This is a genomic window from Saccharothrix sp. NRRL B-16314 (assembly GCF_000716595.1).
Taxonomy (GTDB): Bacteria; Actinomycetota; Actinomycetes; order Mycobacteriales; family Pseudonocardiaceae; genus Actinosynnema.
In genome coordinates, this window is sequence record NZ_JNXC01000001.1 from 393,567 (window position 1) to 409,538 (window position 15,972).

Below are 15,972 nucleotides of genomic sequence, written 5' to 3' on the forward strand. Positions count from 1 at the left end.
TGTCTTTACTTCGTAAAGTCGATAAGGTGCGTTATACTCGACGTCAATGCGTCGGGGGCAGCACTAGCTAGTGTGGACCACTTCCACTTTTTATTGATGTAACCGATTGAACGGACGCCGACAGCCTTTGCCGCCTGAATATCGGAAATCGAGTCGCCAACAAGCGTGCAGAGTATGGGCTCGACGCCCATTGCTCTGATGGCCTGCTCAACTAGGTGTCCGTCCGGTTTGAGTAGTAGAGGATCGGCTTGCGTGCGGGCAGATATGAGGCGCACAACGCCTACTAGGTCGTGTAGACGTAGGTAGGTCGAGACGGCAGCTTCCGAGTTGTTGCTGACGATCCCGACCTTGCCGCGGATACTGCTCCACGTACGCATGAGTTCGTGTGCGCCAGGCGTCGGCTCGGCGCTGACGACGGCCTCGATTTCGTATGCTCGGAGTGCGGCTTCGACGTAGCGGGCTTGTTCCGGCCCCAGCGTGGCGGCGTAGTGCAAGTGGTCGAACGGATCCCCGGTCTTGCCGATCTCAGCTGGTAAGTCGATGTGTCCTTCGTTTGCCAGTATGTCGCGAAGTTGGCGGGCGACGTACCGCGCGGGAATGCCGGAAAAGACCGAGCAGATCGGACCGTCGAAGTCGAGCAGGAGGACCTCTGTGTTTCGGAGAATGCGACGCAACACGTCTGGGTCGGATGCGGGTGCCTGACTGGTGTTCATCGCGAGTACTCCATGGCGATGCTCATCCACAGGCTGTCGAACCAGGTGCGGGCTTGGTCTACGTATTGGCTGCCGGTGCTGGTGTCATCGTCGGTTGTGCTGTGGTGGAAGAGGATGGCGTCCTTGCCCATGAGGTCGTAGATGGCTTGGGGTTGGCCGCCTAGGGATAGGACATGCTCGCGGACGGGGTAGAAGCCGAAGAAGGCTTCGTTGTCGTTGATCAGGTAGAGCTTGAAGAGTGGTGCCGCTGGGTGGACGCGGACTTCTGCTGTGGCGTCCTTGACCAGACCCAGTTCGCCCAGCTCCGTGACGTTGTCCACGATGGCGAGGGTGTGGCGGCGCATGATCTCGGCGGCGCGCTCGCGGAAGGCGGGACTGTCGGACCGGTCCTCGACGGTGCACGGCACCGACCACGGGACGGTGGGGTCCGGAACCAGGATGCGGACGTGGATCGTCTCGGGTGTGAGCCGGCCGATGCGGATCTTGTCCAGTGGCTCCTGAAGGATGCCGTGAAGGGTCTCGCCGGAGAACCCGGCGAAGTCGATCGTCACGCGGTCGGACGTAAACGCCTGCTCGATGTGCGGGCGCAGGCCAACCGGGCGCTCGGTGCGCTCTCGGACGAACACGCCGCTGCCCTGGCGGGAGACGATCAAGCCCTCGTCGCGCAGCTCGCGTAGCGCGCTCTGCACGGTCATCGGCGCGACTTCGTACTTCTTCGCCAGCTCCGCGCGTGACGGCAGCTTGTCGCCCGCCTTGAAGACCTTGGTCAGGATGGCGGCGCGCAGTGCGTTCGCGACCTGCACGTACGGCGGTCGCGGGTCATCCGGGTCGAGTGCCATGACTCCTCGTCTGGTGTCGTCCAGTGCAAAGCGGGACGCAAAGCGCCGCAAAGCTGTCGGTTTGCACCATGTTCGCAGTGTCTGTTCGCACTTGGCTAGACCGCCTAGAGGGCTAGCTCGATCGGCTGACGCTCGCCACTTGCTTGACTTGGCTAGCCAAGCTGTCTTACTCTCGTAACATGGCTAGCTCGCATAGGCAGGCTGGCAAGGTGACGGAGGTGGCTGGTGGCGGTTCCGTACGGAACTCGGTTCGAGGCGTCGTTTGACCAGGTGTTCCCGATGGGGGCGCTGATGGTCGGTGAGGTCGCGCCGGACATGGAGTACATGAGCGCGGAGGACAAGGGGCGCGGTCGGCAGGCCAAACAGCGTGTGGACGAGCGCACGGGCAAGCGGCAGTGGAAGGTCGTGGCCACGGACCCGTCCGCCGAGAAGGAGCGGGACGCGTCGGTGACGGTGACGATCCTGGCTGACGTGCAGCCGGTGCCGCCGCAGGCCGTGCAGGTGATGCCTGGTGTGGAGGTGCGGCCGGTGGCGTTCGAAGGGCTGACGGTCGAGCCGCGGGTGATGGGTGATCGGTACAAGTACCAGGGGTTCACGATCCGGGCTACGGGCATCGTGTCGCCGCAGGTGGGCGCTGCCCCGAAGCGTGCGGACAAGCCCCAGGGCGAGCAGAAGGCGGCTTGAGGTGGCGCGGCCGTCTCGTGAGGCGGTCGCTCGCTGGAACCTCGCGTACGCGGAGCAGACCGAAGCCCTGTTCGCGGCGTCCACTGAGGACGGGGCGGCGGCACGGCTTCGGTTGGCTGACAGCTACTCGGCGGTGGCGTGGGCGTGGCGGATCTTGGCCGCTGATCTGGCGGTGCCCTTGTGGGCTCGTCACGCCTGCGCCATTGCTGCCGAGGAATTCGATCGTCGGGCGCGGATCGAGCACGCCCGTGCCAACCCGGACGAGGACGGGACATGAGCAAGGCGAAGCGGGCTTCGAATGAGGGACTGTGGCGGGCAGCGTGGGCTGTCACGTCGTTGAAAGACGCGCATGAAGCGCTGGTCAGGGTGATGCCGGCACCTGACGCGGAACCGGCTGTGCGGCGGGCGTTCTACCTGCGGTCGGCGGAGGTGTACGGGCGGGTCGCGGAGATCGACCGTGGGCACCACCACGAGGCGTTGTACTGGGCCAAGCGTGAGCGGGAGAAAGGTGAGGCCATCGCTGCCGCGACCGATGCCGGACGTGCCGGGGACGGCGGAGGTGACCGGTGAGGCGTCGGCGTAGGCGGTCGCGTGCCGACGGTGGCGGAGTTCGGTACACCGTGCGGCTACGAGTGGACCGGTTCGACCTGGCGACGCGCGTCGCGGGCCTGGAGTCCGACTACGAGATCGCCGACGCGCTTGGGGTTCACCGTTCGACGGTGGGTCGGGTGTTGGCCGACGAACTGCGGCCCGGTCCGGTGTTCATCGCCGGTGCGTTGAGCGCGTTCAGGATGATGAGCTTCGCGGACCTCTTCGAAGTCGTTGAGGACCGCTGACTAGGTCAGGTGCCAGCGGTTCGGGTGACAACAACTGCAAGCAGTGGGCGGGGTCTTCCGCGTCCTGAAGACCCCGCCCAGACCGGGTGACCTGATCAGCCAGGCCTACTTGATGTGGATGCCAGAGATAGCGCGCGCCACCACCAACCGCTGGATCTCCGACGTCCCCTCGAAGATGGTGAAGATCTTGGCGTCGCGGTGCATCCGCTCCACCGGGTGCTCGCGCGTGTACCCCGCCCCGCCCAGGATGTGGATCGCGCGTTCCGTAGCCCAAACCGACACCTCACCGGCCTTGAGCTTCGACATCGACCCCTCACCCGCCGTGAACGGCACGTTGTTGCGGCCCATCCACGCCGCCCGCCACACCAGCAACCGGGCCGCGTCGATCTCCATCTTCATGTTCGCCAGGTCGAACGCGATGGCCTGGTTCTCGATGATCTTCCGGCCGAACGCCGAACGGTCCTTCGCGTACTCCAGCGAGTACTCGTACGCCGCCCGCGCGACGCCGACCGCCATCGCACCCACCGTCGGCCGGGTCGTCTCGAACGTCGCCATCGCGGCCTGCCCACCGGCCTTCTGCCCCTCACGGGCACGTGCCAGCCGGGCGTCCAACCGCTCCTTGCCACCCAACAGGCACCGTCCGGGCACCCGCACGTCGTCCAAGAACACGTCCGCCGTGTGCGAAGCCCGCATCCCGTGCTTCTTGATCTTCCCCGGTGACGACAACCCGGGCGTACCCGGCGGGATGACGAAGCCGGCCTGGCCGCGCGATCCCAGCGCTGAATCCACCACCGCGGTCACGACGTGGACGTTCGCGATGCCGCCGTTCGTCGCCCACGCCTTCTGCCCGTTGAGCACCCACTCGTCGCTGGCCTCGTCGTACACGGCCCGCGTCCGGTACCCCGCCACGTCCGAACCGGCCTGCGGCTCCGACGCGCAGAACGCCGCCACCTTCGGGTCGTCCGCGCTGCCGTAGCACTCCGGTACCCACTCGGCCAGCTGCTCGGGCGTCCCGGACGCGAAGATCCCCGCCGCCGCGAGGCCCGTCCCCATCAGCGCCAGCGCGATCCCGGCGTCACCCCAGAACAGCTCCTCCGTCGCGATGGCCAACGACAGGCCGACCGGGTCGGCGAACCACGTGGCCAGCGACTCGAACCCGTACAGGCCGATCTTCGCCGCCTCCTGGATCACCGGCCACGGCGTCTCCTCCCGCTCGTCCCACTCCGACGCCGCGGACCGCATCACGTCCTTCGCGAACCCGTGCACCCACTCGCGCAGGTCGACCTGGTCCTCGTTCAGCTCCAGCGAAAAGCCGCCCATGATCCCCTCACGCCTTCGGAACGTCGAACAGGGTCATGAACCCGGCCGCGAAGCCCAGGTCGCCCTTGACCTTCAGCTTCCCCGTCATGAACAGCACCGGCGCCGACGCGTTGCCGGTCGCGAGCTTCAGGAACTCCACCGGCCCCAGGGTCACGGTCGCCCGGGGTTCACGGGTCTCGCCCTTGTTGATCGTGCACGTCGCGTCCTCGATGACCGCCTCGTACACGTCGTCCGAGGTGGCACCGCCGGTCAGCCGGAAGTGCACGACGGCACGCGTGGCACCCGCGCGGTCGGTGCGGAAGTGCGCTTCCATGCGGCGGAACACCTCGTCCAGCACGCGTTCGCGCAGACCCGGCCGGGACGTCACGGCCTCGACCTGCTCCTTGGACGCGCGCGAGATGATCCGCGCGAAGTTCTGCGCGTCCATCTTCGCCAGGTCCAGGTCGGCTCCGCCGTCGGCCAACACGCCGAGCGCGGCGAGCAGATCCGCGAACTCGTCCTGGCCCAGCTTCTTCGGGTCGACGCCGCGCGCGATCACGTCGATGTCGACGTCCTTCAGCGCCGGATCACCCGGATCGACCTGCTGGAGCGTGGAGATCAACTCCCGAGGGCTGAGCTTCGAGATCGCCTCGGTGGTGAGGTCGATGGTCATGTGTGACACCTCCGGCTACCTACTACGGGGTAAGCCTACTGGTGAGTAGGTAAGGCGGCAAGGCCCTCGGAGTAATCTTGTCCCAGCCATCCAGGGGGTGCGATGCACGCAGAGCAACCGGTCCGCTCGGGTCGGGCCAAGAGACTGCCGCGCGCCGTGCGCGAACGGCAGATCATGGACGCCGCGGTGGACGTGTTCTCGCGGTTGGGGTTCCACGCCGCGTCGATGGACGAGATCTCCGAGGTCGCGGGCATCTCGAAGCCCATGCTCTACGCGTACCTCGGCTCCAAGGAAGAGCTGTTCGCCACCTGCATCCGCCGCGAGGCGACCCGGATGATGGAAGCGATCTCGGAGGGCGTCGAGGCCGAGGCCCCACCGGACGTCCAGCTGTGGAGCGGACTTCGGGCCTTCTTCGGGTTCGTCGGCGCGAACCGGGCCGGCTGGCAGGTCCTGCACCGGCAGGCGTCCTCGCAGGGCGGCCCGTTCGCCGCGGAGCTGGCCGACATGCGCGGCCGGGCTATCAGCCTGGTGGCGGCGCTGCTGGTGCACTCGTCCGACTTCGCCAACGTGCCACGCGCGGGCGACAAGGAAGCCGAGTCGCTGGCCGCGGCACTGGTCGGTGCGGGCGAGTCGCTGGCCGACTGGTGGCTCGACAACCCCGCGGAGCCGGCCGGCGTGGTCGCCGCCCGGCTGATGAACCTGGTCTGGATGGGGTTCGGCGACCTCGTCGCGGGCGAGGTGTGGCACCCGCCGTCACGGCGGACCGAGTACGCCGCCGAAGACGCCTAGGTCCGCCGGGAAGGGCTGATCACGCCCTCCAGGTGCGGTCGGTCCGACCACAGCGAGAACCGCCGGCCGTCACCGGTGGGCGAGGTCGAGAAGTCGACCGCCCCCGGCAGCAGGATCGGCGCCTTGAACCGCACGTCGACCTCGTACGCGTCGGGCAGCCGGCCTTCGAGCGCGGCCAGGCACCGCGCCTTCGACCACATCCCGTGCGCGATGGCGCGGGGGAAGCCGAACACCTTGGCCGCCAACGCGTTCAGGTGGATCGGGTTCCGGTCGCCGGACACGTCCGCGTACCGCCGCCCGAGGTCGCGGGGCAGCCGCCACCGCGCCGTCGGCACGGGCGGCTCCGGGTTCTCGCGCGCCGACACCGCACTCCCGCTCCGCCGGAGATAAGTCGACACGTCGACCCACGCTTCCTCGCCGTCGACGGACACCGCGGTCACCACGTCGAACTGCTGCCCGCGCTCGTGCGGCCGGAGGTTCGCCAACGCCACGTGCAGCGACAGCGGCTCGGACACCGTCAACGGCCGGTGCTGCGTGATCCGGTTGGCCACGTGCACCAGACCGGCCGGCGGGAACGGGAAGCCGGGACCAGTCATCAGCCGGAGCTGGAGCTCGAACCCGAGCACGTGCGGGTAGGTGATCGGCAGCTCGTCGCGCACGCCGAAACCGCACGCCTTGGCGTACCGGGCCACGTGCGCCGGGTCGACCGTGAGCTCGGCGTCCAAAGAGGACTCCGGCAGGGTGTCGCCGCGCCGGGTGAACCCGGTCAGCGCGGCCTTGGCGTACAACAAGGTCAGGTTCGCCATCACGCCCCCAGCAGGCTCTGCCCGCACACCCGCACGACGTTGCCGTTCACGCCGGCCGACGCCGGGTGCGCGAACCACGCGATCGTCTCGGCGACGTCCACCGGCAGCCCGCCCTGCGACATGCTGTTCATCCGCCGCCCCGCCTCGCGGATGAACAGCGGCACGGCGGCCGTCATCCTCGTCTCGATGAACCCCGGCGCGACCGCGTTCACCGTGGCCCGGCCCGCGACCCGCCGGGACAGCGAGTCGACCATGCCGATCACGCCCGCCTTGCTGGTGGCGTAGTTGGTCTGGCCGACGTTCCCGGCGATGCCCGCGATGGACGACACGCCGATGATCCGTCCGTTGGGCCGCACGCCATCCGCCTCGAACAACGCCTCGTCGACCCGTTCCTGCGCGGCCAGGTTCACCGTGATCACCGCGTTCCACCGGTCCTCGTCCATCCGGCCGAGCGTGCGGTCCCGCGTGATGCCCGCGTTGTGCACCACGACGTCCACACCACTGTGCCGCTGCGTGACGTGCCCGACGATCCGCGCGGGCGCGTCCGGCGCGGTGAGGTCGAGTTGGAGCGCGGTGCCGCCGACCCGGTTCGCCACCGTCGACAGCTCGTCGCCCTGCGCCGGCACGTCCAGGCACACGACGTGCGCGCCGTCGCGGCCCAGCACCTCGGCGATCGCCGCGCCGATGCCCCGCGACGCGCCGGTGACCAGCGCGACCTTCCCGGCCAGCGGTCGGTCCCAGTCCTCCGGCTCGGTCACGTCGGCCGGCCCGATCCGGATCACCTGCCCCGACACGTACGCGGACCGCCCGGACAGCAGGAACCGCAGCGTCGACCCGATCGCGTCCTCGGCGCCGGGCGCGACGTACACGAGCTGCGCCGTGCCGCCCCGCTTCAGCTCCTTGCCGACGCTCCGCGTGAACCCCTCCAGCGCGCGCTGCGCGATCTGCGACTCGGCCTGCTCGGGCGGCGTGCCGAGGACGACCACCCGCCCGCACGGCCCGAGCGACCGGATCACCGGGTGGAAGAACGCGTGCAGCTCGCGCAACCGCTCGACCGAGTCGATCCCGGACGCGTCGAACACCAGCGCCCCGTACCGGTCAGCCGAGGCGACCAGGTGCAACCCCATCGACTTCACCGCCGCGCCGACCGGCTCCACCAGCCGACCACTCCCACCGAGCAGCACGGGCCCGTCGAGCGGAGGCTGGTCGGGTGCGTGGCGACGCAGCGGGTACGGGTCGGGCAACCCCACCTTGCCCACGACGAACCGCCCGAGGGCGGACCTGGCGAACGACTGGTACCGATCCATGCGCACCATCACACTCCCTACTTAAGGGTAAGTCTACTGACGAGTAGGTAACATTGCTCCCACCACGCCCACCACCTGGAGGACGACATGGCCCGTGTAGCCATCCTCGGCGGCAACCGCATCCCCTTCGCCCGCTCGAACGGCCCCTACGCCACAGCGTCGAACCAGGACATGCTCACCGCCACCCTGGACGGGCTGGTCAGCCGGTTCGGGCTCCAGGGCGAACGGCTCGGCGAGGTGGTCGCGGGCGCGGTGCTCAAGCACAGCCGCGACTTCAACCTGGTCCGCGAGGCCGTGCTGGGCAGCCGGCTGTCCGCCGAGACGCCGGCCTACGACGTGCAGCAGGCGTGCGGCACCGGCCTCCAGGCCGTGATCGCGGTGGCCAACAAGATCGCGCTCGGCCAGATCGACGTCGGCATCGCGGGCGGCGTCGACACCACCAGCGACGCGCCGATCGGCGTGAACGAGGACCTGCGCGGCGTGCTGCTGGAGTTCAACCGGGCCCGGAGCGTCGGTGCGAAGGTCAAGGCGGCGTTGAAGCTGCGCCCGAAGCACGTGGTGCCGGACGTGCCGCGCAACGGCGAGCCGCGCACCGGCCTGTCCATGGGCGAGCACGCCGCGATCACCGCTCGGGAGTGGGGGATCGCGCGCGAGGACCAGGACGAACTGGCCGCCGCCAGCCACCGCAACCTCGCCGCCGCGTACGAGCGCGGGTTCTTCGACGACCTGGTCACGCCGTTCCAGGGGCTCACCAGGGACCAGAACCTCAGGCCGGACTCGTCCGTCGAGAAGCTGGCCAGGCTGAAGCCGGCGTTCGGCCGCGGTGAGGGCGCGACGATGACCGCCGGCAACTCCACGCCGCTCACGGACGGCGCGTCGGCCGTGCTGCTGGCGTCCGACGAGTGGGCCGCCGCGCGGAACCTCCCGGTCCTTGCCCACCTCACGTTCACCGAGACGGCCGCGGTCGACTACGTGCACGGCGGCGAGGGACTGCTGATGGCACCCGCCTACGCCGTGCCGCGGATGCTCGCGCGGGCCGGGTTGGCGCTGCGGGACTTCGACTTCTACGAGATCCACGAGGCGTTCGCGTCCCAGGTGCTGGCGACGCTGAAGGCGTGGGAGGACGCGGACTTCTGCAAGGGCAGGCTCGGGCTGGACGGCCCGCTCGGCGCGATCGACCGGTCGAAGCTGAACGTCAACGGCTCGTCGCTGGCCGCCGGGCACCCGTTCGCGGCCACCGGAGGGCGGATCGTGGCGACGCTGGCGAAGCTCCTGGCCGAGCGCGGAACGGGCCGCGGGCTGATCTCGATCTGTGCAGCGGGTGGTCAGGGCGTTACTGCGATCGTGGAGCGCTAGGCCGTTCATTACTCCGAACGGGTGTTAGCAGTAACGCATCGGGTGCTCATTCCGTTTCCAAATGCATGAACCACTCACGGCTCTTCGCCGCAGTCGTGCTTGTGGCGGCATCCTGTGCTGCCTGCGGGGAGACGTCCCGCGAATCCACCACCATTCGCATCGGCGTCACCGCCTCGGCCAACGAACCGCGGGTCGAGCTCACCAGCACGGTGGTCGACCGGCTGTCGGAAGCCGTCGACAAGGGCGTGACCAGGGTCGTCGTCTACCGGCAGGGTGACGCCGCCGGCGGCGCGTACTCGGACGAGGACTTCACCGTTCGAGACGGGAACGAGGTGGAGAGCGACTCGGCCCTGCGCCGCCTCGGCTTCGAGCAGAACCTGAACCGGTTGACCGGGGAGCTCGCGCAGGTCGGCGGCACCAGTCCCCGGCTCGACCCGCTGGCCGTGCTCGCGGACATGGCCTCGGCGGAGGGACCGGCCCTGCTCGTGCTGCAGACCAGCGGGTTGCAGACCACCGACCCGATCGACCTGACCCGGCTCGGGCTCGACTTCGACGTGTCCGCGGTGGTCGCGTCGGTGCCGGACGACGCGCTGCCCGAGCTGACCGGCAAGGACGTGATCTTCTCCGGGCTCGGGCAGGTGACGGGCGCGCAGAAGCCGCTGCCGCAGGGTGCGAAGGAGGCGTTGGTCGAGCTGTGGATGGGCATCTGCGCGAAGTTCGACGCGAAGAGCTGCACCCACGACACGGAGCCGGTGCCCGGCCGTGCGTCCATCGGCCGCGGCGAGGTGCCGGCGGTGGACATCGGCGAGGTCGTGCACCAGGACGCTTTGGTGCACATCCCCACTGCGGTGCTGTTCAAGGCGGGCACCGACCAGCTCGCGCCCGGCGCGCGTGAGGTGCTGGAGGACGTGGCGAAGAAGTTCGACGGCCGCACCACCGCGCGGGTCATCGTGCGCACGGCCACCTCGTCGTCGATCGAGGCGGCGTTGGACCTGACCCAGCGGCGTGGCCGGCGGGTGGTGGCCGAGCTGGTCGACCTCGGCGTGAGCCGGTCCGCGTTCGTCGAGGTGATCGGCGCCGGTTTCACGTCACCGCTGGCCGTCGACGTGGACGGCTCGGGCGAGCTGATCCCGGCCGCCGCCGCCCGCAACCGCGCCGTGGCGGTCGAACTGGTCGAACCCCGAACCAGCAGCTGACCCCGAGAGTCCTACGTTCCGAACGACCGTGTCCTACGTTCGGAACCCCTGAATTCAACGCTCGGAACGCGGCGGAGGTCAGTCGAGGAGCGTCCAGGTGGCCGTGCAGCGGACCGTGACCACGATCTGCTGGGCCTCCAGGTTGAGCTGGTCCATCTGCGGCGGCACGCCGGGCGAGCCGCCGCCGAAACCGGCCGCCATCACCCGGTTCGACTCGGCCGCCCACATCTCGGCGTCGCCGTCGGTCAGCCGCTGGAGCGGGCCGAGCCGTGCGCCGAGGGCTTCCGCGTACCCCTCGGCACGGCGGCGCGCGTCCACCACGGCCTCGCGCTGCGCCTCACGGACGGCGTCCGCGTCGTCCTTGACCTGCCACGTCGGCCCGTTGAGCCACGTCGGCTCGGCGACCACGAGAGCGGCCAGCAGGTCGTCGAGGCCGGCGACGTCGTCGACCCGGATCAGGTAGTTCTGCGCGGCACGGCTGCCGGAGCGGCGCCTGCCGTCCCAGTTGTCGTGCACGTTCAGCTGCCGCGACCGGACCTCGACGCCCGGCCGTTCGAACGCGGGCTCCACCCCGGCGACCCGCGCGGTCAGCGCGTCCACCGCCTCGTTGCGCGTCGAGCCCGTCGTCTCGAAGCTCACGTTCACCTCGGCCCGGTCGGCGGTCCGCTCGACCTTGCCGACGCCCTTCGTCACCACCTCAGCCATGACGCCGACGCTACCGGTGATCGGGCTCGATAACTCGGTCTACATTTTTCCCTAGACGACCGAATACAGGGCGACACGGCCTGAGTATTGGATCGGTCGTAGACACCTCGATACCGTCCGAGGATGGACCCGGTGCGCAACCCGTTCGCCCCCGGTGCCGGTCAACGGCCACCTGAGCTGGCGGGGCGCGACAAGGAAGTCGGCGCGTTCGAGGTGGTGCTCGAACGGGTGGCGCGCGGTCGGCCGGAACGCAGTCTCGTGCTCACCGGGCTGCGCGGCGTCGGCAAGACGGTGCTGCTCGGCGAGCTGCGGTCGATGGCGGTCAAGCGCGGGTGGGGCGCGGGGAAGATCGAGGCACGGCCGGAGGCGGGGCTGCGGCGGCCGTTGTCGGCGGCGTTGCACCGGGCGATCCGCGACCTGGCCGTGCGGCACCGTGCGCCGGAACGGGTGGAGGCGGTGCTCGGGGTGCTGAAGGCGTTCGCGCTGCGGGCCAATCCCGAGGACGCGAAGCTGCGCGACCGGTGGCAGCCGGGGATCGACGTGCCGGCGGCGGTCGGCCGGGCGGACTCCGGTGACATCGAGATCGACCTGGTGGAGCTGTTCACCGAGGTCGCCGAGCTGGCGCAGGACGTCGGCACCGGGGTGGCGCTGCTGATCGACGAGATGCAGGACGTGCGGGCGGACGACATCTCGGCGCTGTGCGCGGCCTGCCACGAGCTGTCGCAGTCCGGTGCGCCGCTGGTCGTGGTCGGCGCCGGGCTGCCGCACCTGCCCGCCGTGCTGTCGGCGTCCAAGTCGTACTCGGAGCGGCTGTTCCGGTACGTGCGGATCGACCGGCTGTCCCGGGAGGACGCGGACCGGGCGGTGCTGGCGCCGGTCGACCGCGAGGAGGCCGGGATCGAGCCGGAGGCGTTGGACGCGCTGTTCGACGCGTCGGGCGGCTACCCGTACTTCATCCAGGCCTACGGCAAGGCTGCGTGGGACGCGGCGCCCGCCGACCCGATCACCGCGATGGACGTGGCGGTGGCCGCGCCGGAGGCGGACGCCGAGCTGGCGGTCGGGTTCTTCGGGTCGCGGTACGAGCGGGCGACGCCGGCCGAGCGGGAGTACCTGCGGGCGATGGCGGAGCTGACCGACGGCAAGGACGCGGGCGTGAACACGGCGCAGGTGGCGGACCACCTGGGGCGCAAGCCGTCGTCGTTGTCGCCGGCGCGGGACAGCCTGATCAAGAAGGGGCTCGTGTACTCGGCCGAACGCGGGCAGATCGCGTTCACCGTGCCGCACTTCGGTCGGTTCCTGCTCGGGCGTGAGGACTGACGTCAGGCGGCTGACCTGCGGTTGTTCGCTAGCTGTGGTCGCATTGCGTGGTCTAGCGCGCACGCTAGAGAGTCGGCCTGAGCGCGTCCGGCCCAACAGGTGTACGCCAGGCGAATCAACGGGGCTGTTGCGGTAAAGACCGATGATTCGTCGGCATGTGCGGCACCTCACCGGAAAATCGGGTGCGCGAGAGCCGTGGTGGGTGCATACTTGAGGCACACCACCAAGAAGAACTTTGAGAGGGATGAACCCCCGATGAACTTCACTGCGAAGCTCCGCGCTCGTCGTGTCGAGGCTCGCAACCGCAAGGCTGTCGCCCGCGCGATCGACATGGCGTCCACCCCGGCCATGCGGCACGAGCTGATGGCCATCGCCCAGGCCCAGGTGTCGTCCCTCCGCTGAGGGGTGACCCACCGGCGCGCGTGACGACCACCCGATCGACACCGGGTGTGCCGCCCCGTCGTCCGCACGCCGTCGAAGGGAACGACGAGACCCTGCCGCACCTCCCGCGCGGCAGGGTCTCGTCACATCATTCGAAACGTGATCTGCGTCACACCCTATGGGTGATGTAACAGTCCACGATCGTGTATCGATGTTTCAGATGACCCCGCGATGCTGTCGGACCCCCGACCTGGCAGCACCGCGGGGTTTCCCATGCGCCGGCTACTTGACCGTGGCCGAGCCGTTCCAGGTGCAGTCCGTTCTGCGGGCACCCCTGATCATCACTAGCTCCCCCTGGATGGTTGTTCCGTCCCCCATGTGGACAACACCATCGTGCCACCGGGGTCTGACAGTTTCTTGTGCGTTTGCTGAGAGCATGACCCGATGACGTCCCCGCTCCTGGTCGTGGACGCGGCCAACGTCGTCGGCTCCGTCCCGGACGGCTGGTGGCGCGACCGGGCCGGCGCCGCCACCCGCCTGCGCGACGACCTGGTGGAGGTCGCCGAACAAGGCCTGCCGACCCTCCCCGGCCCGCTGGACGTGGTCATGGTGGTCGAGGGCAAGGCCCGGCACGTCGAGTCGGTCCCCGGCGTCCGCGTCGTCCCGGCCACCGGTTCCGGCGACGACGCGATCGTGGACGTGGTCCGCGCCAACCCGGACCGCCCCTGCACCGTGATCACCGCCGACCGCGCCCTCCGCGACCGCGTCACGGCCCTCGCCGCCACCGTCCTCGGCCCCCGCACCGTCCGCCGTCCCCGTTGAGCGTGCCCTTCCCGGTCCAGCCACGCGTCCCAGCTGGTGGACCGGGAAATAGGTCGGTGTGCGAGTCGTGTTGACTCCCGACGTGACGACCGCTCAACGCCGCCGCGCCCGTGTCCGCGCCCCCGAGCTGGTGGGCCGGGGCTGGCTGAACACGGGTGGCCGGGAGATCAGGCTCAGCGACCTTCGGGGCAAGGTCGTGCTGCTGGACTTCTGGTCCTTCTGCTGCATCAACTGCCTGCACGTCCTCGACGAGCTGCGCCCCCTCGAAGCCGAGTTCGCCGACGTCCTGGTCACCATCGGCGTCCACTCGCCCAAGTTCGTCCACGAGGCCGAGCCCGAAGCCCTCGAAGCGGCCGTCGAGCGGTACGCCGTGGAGCACGCCGTGCTCGACGACCCCGAGCTGACGACGTGGCAGAACTACGCGGTGAAGGCCTGGCCGACGCTCGTGCTGGTCGACCCCGAGGGCTACGTCGTGCACGTCGCCGCCGGTGAGGGCCACCTGGACGCGCTGCGGCAGATCGTCTCCGAGGTCGTCGCCGAGCACGACGCCAAGGGCACCCTCCACCGCGGCGACGGCCCGTACGTCGCGCCGCCGCCGAAGGCGACTGAACTCCGGTTCCCCGCGAAGGCCGTCCTGACCGGCGACAACACCCTCCTGGTCAGCGACTCCGCGCACCACGGCCTGGTCGAGCTCGACCTCGACGGCGAGACCGTGATCAGGCGCATCGGCACCGGCGAGCGCGGCCGGCAGGACGGCGCGAACCCCACCTTCTCCGAACCGGCCGGCATCGCGCTCCTCCCCGACCACGTCGCGAAGCAGGTCGGCTACCACGCCGTCGTCGCCGACACCGTCAACCACCTCCTGCGCGGCCTCGACCTGGACACCGGCGAGGTCACCACCGTCGCGGGCACCGGCGAGCAGTGGCGCGACGGCGTCACCGACGGCCCGGCCGACGAGGTCCACCTCACCAGCCCCTGGGACGTCGCCTGGTGGGAACCCGCCGGAGGCGTCGTCATCGCCCTCGCCGGCAACCACACCCTCGGCCTGTTCAAGCCGCTGGAGCGCCGCCTCGAACGCCTCGCCGGCACCACCGTCGAAGGCCTCAACGACGGCCCGGCCGACCAGGCGTTCTTCGCCCAGACCTCGGGCCTCGCGGCCGACGGCGACACGCTCTGGCTGGTCGACTCGGAAACGTCCGCCCTGCGCCGCCTGGACGCCGACCGCACCGTCCACACCGCCATCGGCAAGGGCCTGTTCGACTTCGGCCACCGCGACGGCCCGGCCGACCAGGCGCTCCTCCAGCACCCCTTGGGCGTCACGGTCCTCCCCGGCGGCCAGATCGCCATCGCCGACACCTACAACGGCGCGATCCGCCGCTACGACCCGGCGACCGGAGAGGTGTCCACCCTGGCCACCGACATCGCCGAGCCGTCCGACGCGGTCCTGGTGGACGGCGAGCTGGTCGTCGTCGCCTCCGCCGCGCACCGCCTCGAACGCCCCGTCGCGCCCGGCACGAAGCTGGTCAGCGGCGACGCGCACAAGGTCCGCCGGCCACCGTCCGAGATCGCGCCGGGCGACCTCGAACTCGCCGTCGTCTTCACCCCGCCGACCGGCCAGAAGCTGGACGACCGGTTCGGCCCGTCCACCCGCCTGGAGGTCACCAGCTCCCCGCCTGGGCTGCTGGAGTCGGGCGCGGGCGTCGGCACCGACCTGGTCCGCGCGCTGCGCATCGCCGAGGGCTTCACCGAAGGCGTGCTGCACGTCGTCGCCCAGGCCGCGAGCTGCACGGACGACCCGGCGGTCGAGCACCCGGTGTGCAAGCTGGCCCGCCAGGACTGGGGCGTTCCGGTCCGTGTGGTAAGGGACGGGCCGCATCGGCTACCCCTGATGATGGGTGGCCTCGACCACGACAACTAGACTCTGCCGGTGCCCGATGTCAAGCTCGAGATCCAGATGCTGCACGACCGCGTGATGGTGCGGATCTCGCCGGAAGACGGCGAACGTCGCAGCAGCGGTGGCATCGTGATCCCCGCGACGGCCCAGATGGCGAAGCGGCTGGCCTGGGGAGACGTGCACGGTGTCGGCACGAACGTGCGGCACATCAAGGTCGGCGACCGGGTGCTGTTCAACCCGGACGACCAGTTCGAGGTCGAGGTGCAGGGTCAGACCTACCTGGTCATGCGGGAACGCGACGTGCACGCCACCGCGACCGAGCGGACGGATCACGGGACCGGGCTCTACCTGTGAC

The 15,972-nt window shown here is 69.8% G+C and carries 19 protein-coding genes; 12 read left to right on the forward strand and 7 right to left on the reverse strand.

Translation table 11 applies throughout. The annotated features are described in order from the left end of the window. Positions 1 to 5: 5 nt before the first annotated feature. Both OQ02_RS42110 and OQ02_RS01830 read right to left on the reverse strand, forming a co-directional pair. Complete coding sequence (locus OQ02_RS42110; protein ID WP_081915325.1) at positions 6 to 713, reverse strand: HAD family hydrolase; 708 nt, start codon at positions 711 to 713, stop codon at positions 6 to 8. Continuing rightward, positions 710 to 1,552, reverse strand: coding sequence for a GntR family transcriptional regulator (locus tag OQ02_RS01830; RefSeq protein WP_197043193.1), 843 nt, complete (start codon positions 1,550 to 1,552; stop codon positions 710 to 712). The genes OQ02_RS42110 and OQ02_RS01830 overlap by 4 nt, the downstream gene beginning before the upstream one ends. A gap of 225 nt (positions 1,553 to 1,777) precedes the next feature. On the opposite strand from OQ02_RS01830, the gene OQ02_RS01835 reads away from it, so the two are divergent. The 4 genes from OQ02_RS01835 to OQ02_RS01850 are packed head-to-tail and all read left to right on the forward strand — an operon-like array spanning position 1,778 to position 3,072. Beyond that, positions 1,778 to 2,236 carry a hypothetical protein gene (locus OQ02_RS01835; RefSeq protein WP_033436392.1) on the forward strand — a complete coding sequence of 153 codons (459 nt, stop codon included), beginning with the start codon at positions 1,778 to 1,780 and terminating at the stop codon, positions 2,234 to 2,236. Position 2,237: 1 nt separating this feature from the next. Further along, on the forward strand, positions 2,238 to 2,513 hold the full coding sequence (locus OQ02_RS01840; RefSeq protein WP_033436393.1) for a hypothetical protein: 276 nt from the start codon (positions 2,238 to 2,240) through the stop codon (positions 2,511 to 2,513). Continuing rightward, positions 2,510 to 2,806, forward strand: coding sequence for an AMED_5909 family protein (locus OQ02_RS01845; RefSeq protein WP_051771522.1), 297 nt, complete (start codon positions 2,510 to 2,512; stop codon positions 2,804 to 2,806). The genes OQ02_RS01840 and OQ02_RS01845 overlap by 4 nt, the downstream gene beginning before the upstream one ends. A 50-nt stretch (positions 2,807 to 2,856) precedes the next feature. Continuing rightward, entirely contained in the window at positions 2,857 to 3,072 is a 216-nt protein-coding gene (locus tag OQ02_RS01850) for a hypothetical protein (RefSeq protein WP_033436394.1), read from the forward strand. A gap of 105 nt (positions 3,073 to 3,177) precedes the next feature. On the opposite strand, the gene OQ02_RS01855 is transcribed toward OQ02_RS01850, so the two are convergent. Together OQ02_RS01855 and OQ02_RS01860 are read right to left on the reverse strand one after the other, a co-directional pair. Next, positions 3,178 to 4,392 carry an acyl-CoA dehydrogenase family protein gene (locus OQ02_RS01855; protein ID WP_033436395.1) on the reverse strand — a complete coding sequence of 405 codons (1,215 nt, stop codon included), beginning with the start codon at positions 4,390 to 4,392 and terminating at the stop codon, positions 3,178 to 3,180. Positions 4,393 to 4,399: 7 nt separating this feature from the next. After that, positions 4,400 to 5,044 (reverse strand): SCP2 sterol-binding domain-containing protein, encoded by a 645-nt coding sequence (locus tag OQ02_RS01860; protein WP_033436396.1) that lies wholly within the window; start codon positions 5,042 to 5,044, stop codon positions 4,400 to 4,402. A 102-nt stretch (positions 5,045 to 5,146) separates the two neighbouring features. Between OQ02_RS01860 and OQ02_RS01865 the strand changes: the two genes are divergently transcribed. After that, on the forward strand, positions 5,147 to 5,833 hold the full coding sequence (locus OQ02_RS01865) for a TetR/AcrR family transcriptional regulator (protein ID WP_051771526.1): 687 nt from the start codon (positions 5,147 to 5,149) through the stop codon (positions 5,831 to 5,833). Here the strand turns inward: OQ02_RS01865 and OQ02_RS01870 are convergent. After that, positions 5,830 to 6,639: a MaoC/PaaZ C-terminal domain-containing protein gene (locus tag OQ02_RS01870; RefSeq protein WP_033436397.1), complete on the reverse strand. Its 810-nt coding sequence runs from the start codon at positions 6,637 to 6,639 to the stop codon at positions 5,830 to 5,832. The genes OQ02_RS01865 and OQ02_RS01870 overlap by 4 nt on opposite strands. Further along, positions 6,639 to 7,946 (reverse strand): 3-oxoacyl-ACP reductase, encoded by a 1,308-nt coding sequence (locus OQ02_RS01875; RefSeq protein ID WP_033436930.1) that lies wholly within the window; start codon positions 7,944 to 7,946, stop codon positions 6,639 to 6,641. Before OQ02_RS01875 ends, OQ02_RS01870 begins: the two co-directional genes overlap by 1 nt. 87 nt (positions 7,947 to 8,033) lie before the next feature. On the opposite strand from OQ02_RS01875, the gene OQ02_RS01880 reads away from it, so the two are divergent. Beyond that, on the forward strand, positions 8,034 to 9,302 hold the full coding sequence (locus OQ02_RS01880; RefSeq protein WP_033436398.1) for an acetyl-CoA C-acetyltransferase: 1,269 nt from the start codon (positions 8,034 to 8,036) through the stop codon (positions 9,300 to 9,302). Positions 9,303 to 9,367: 65 nt separating this feature from the next. Beyond that, positions 9,368 to 10,498, forward strand: coding sequence for an OmpA family protein (locus OQ02_RS01885; protein WP_156076837.1), 1,131 nt, complete (start codon positions 9,368 to 9,370; stop codon positions 10,496 to 10,498). A 78-nt stretch (positions 10,499 to 10,576) separates the two neighbouring features. On the opposite strand, the gene OQ02_RS01890 is transcribed toward OQ02_RS01885, so the two are convergent. Then, a complete protein-coding gene (locus OQ02_RS01890; RefSeq protein ID WP_033436400.1) occupies positions 10,577 to 11,203 on the reverse strand; it encodes an SIMPL domain-containing protein in 627 nt (208 codons plus the stop codon). 123 nt (positions 11,204 to 11,326) lie between these two features. Between OQ02_RS01890 and OQ02_RS01895 the strand changes: the two genes are divergently transcribed. From OQ02_RS01895 to OQ02_RS01915, 5 genes are all read left to right on the forward strand, one after another. Continuing rightward, the gene (locus tag OQ02_RS01895) at positions 11,327 to 12,520 is read left to right on the forward strand and encodes an ATP-binding protein (protein ID WP_033436401.1); all 1,194 of its coding nucleotides are present in this window, start codon (positions 11,327 to 11,329) and stop codon (positions 12,518 to 12,520) included. A gap of 255 nt (positions 12,521 to 12,775) precedes the next feature. Continuing rightward, positions 12,776 to 12,922 (forward strand): hypothetical protein, encoded by a 147-nt coding sequence (locus tag OQ02_RS44660; protein ID WP_184926356.1) that lies wholly within the window; start codon positions 12,776 to 12,778, stop codon positions 12,920 to 12,922. A gap of 423 nt (positions 12,923 to 13,345) precedes the next feature. Further along, on the forward strand, positions 13,346 to 13,723 hold the full coding sequence (locus OQ02_RS01905; protein ID WP_033436403.1) for an NTP pyrophosphohydrolase: 378 nt from the start codon (positions 13,346 to 13,348) through the stop codon (positions 13,721 to 13,723). A gap of 82 nt (positions 13,724 to 13,805) precedes the next feature. Further along, positions 13,806 to 15,641: an NHL domain-containing thioredoxin family protein gene (locus tag OQ02_RS01910; RefSeq protein WP_033436931.1), complete on the forward strand. Its 1,836-nt coding sequence runs from the start codon at positions 13,806 to 13,808 to the stop codon at positions 15,639 to 15,641. Between the two features lie 36 nt (positions 15,642 to 15,677). Then, complete coding sequence (locus OQ02_RS01915; RefSeq protein ID WP_081915385.1) at positions 15,678 to 15,971, forward strand: GroES family chaperonin; 294 nt, start codon at positions 15,678 to 15,680, stop codon at positions 15,969 to 15,971. The last annotated feature ends 1 nt before the right edge of the window (position 15,972 follow it).

Coding starts and splice junctions, on each gene's coding strand:
- OQ02_RS42110 (WP_081915325.1), bottom strand. CDS start 713: ATGAACACCAGTCAGGCACCCGCATCCGACCCAGACGTGTTGCGTCGC.
- OQ02_RS01830 (WP_197043193.1), bottom strand. CDS start 1,552: ATGGCACTCGACCCGGATGACCCGCGACCGCCGTACGTGCAGGTCGCG.
- OQ02_RS01845 (WP_051771522.1), top strand. CDS start 2,510: ATGAGCAAGGCGAAGCGGGCTTCGAATGAGGGACTGTGGCGGGCAGCG.
- OQ02_RS01855 (WP_033436395.1), bottom strand. CDS start 4,392: ATGGGCGGCTTTTCGCTGGAGCTGAACGAGGACCAGGTCGACCTGCGC.
- OQ02_RS01860 (WP_033436396.1), bottom strand. CDS start 5,044: ATGACCATCGACCTCACCACCGAGGCGATCTCGAAGCTCAGCCCTCGG.
- OQ02_RS01865 (WP_051771526.1), top strand. CDS start 5,147: ATGCACGCAGAGCAACCGGTCCGCTCGGGTCGGGCCAAGAGACTGCCG.
- OQ02_RS01870 (WP_033436397.1), bottom strand. CDS start 6,639: ATGGCGAACCTGACCTTGTTGTACGCCAAGGCCGCGCTGACCGGGTTC.
- OQ02_RS01875 (WP_033436930.1), bottom strand. CDS start 7,946: ATGGATCGGTACCAGTCGTTCGCCAGGTCCGCCCTCGGGCGGTTCGTC.
- OQ02_RS01880 (WP_033436398.1), top strand. CDS start 8,034: ATGGCCCGTGTAGCCATCCTCGGCGGCAACCGCATCCCCTTCGCCCGC.
- OQ02_RS01885 (WP_156076837.1), top strand. CDS start 9,368: ATGAACCACTCACGGCTCTTCGCCGCAGTCGTGCTTGTGGCGGCATCC.
- OQ02_RS01890 (WP_033436400.1), bottom strand. CDS start 11,203: ATGGCTGAGGTGGTGACGAAGGGCGTCGGCAAGGTCGAGCGGACCGCC.
- OQ02_RS01895 (WP_033436401.1), top strand. CDS start 11,327: ATGGACCCGGTGCGCAACCCGTTCGCCCCCGGTGCCGGTCAACGGCCA.
- OQ02_RS44660 (WP_184926356.1), top strand. CDS start 12,776: ATGAACTTCACTGCGAAGCTCCGCGCTCGTCGTGTCGAGGCTCGCAAC.
- OQ02_RS01905 (WP_033436403.1), top strand. CDS start 13,346: ATGACGTCCCCGCTCCTGGTCGTGGACGCGGCCAACGTCGTCGGCTCC.
- OQ02_RS01915 (WP_081915385.1), top strand. CDS start 15,678: ATGCTGCACGACCGCGTGATGGTGCGGATCTCGCCGGAAGACGGCGAA.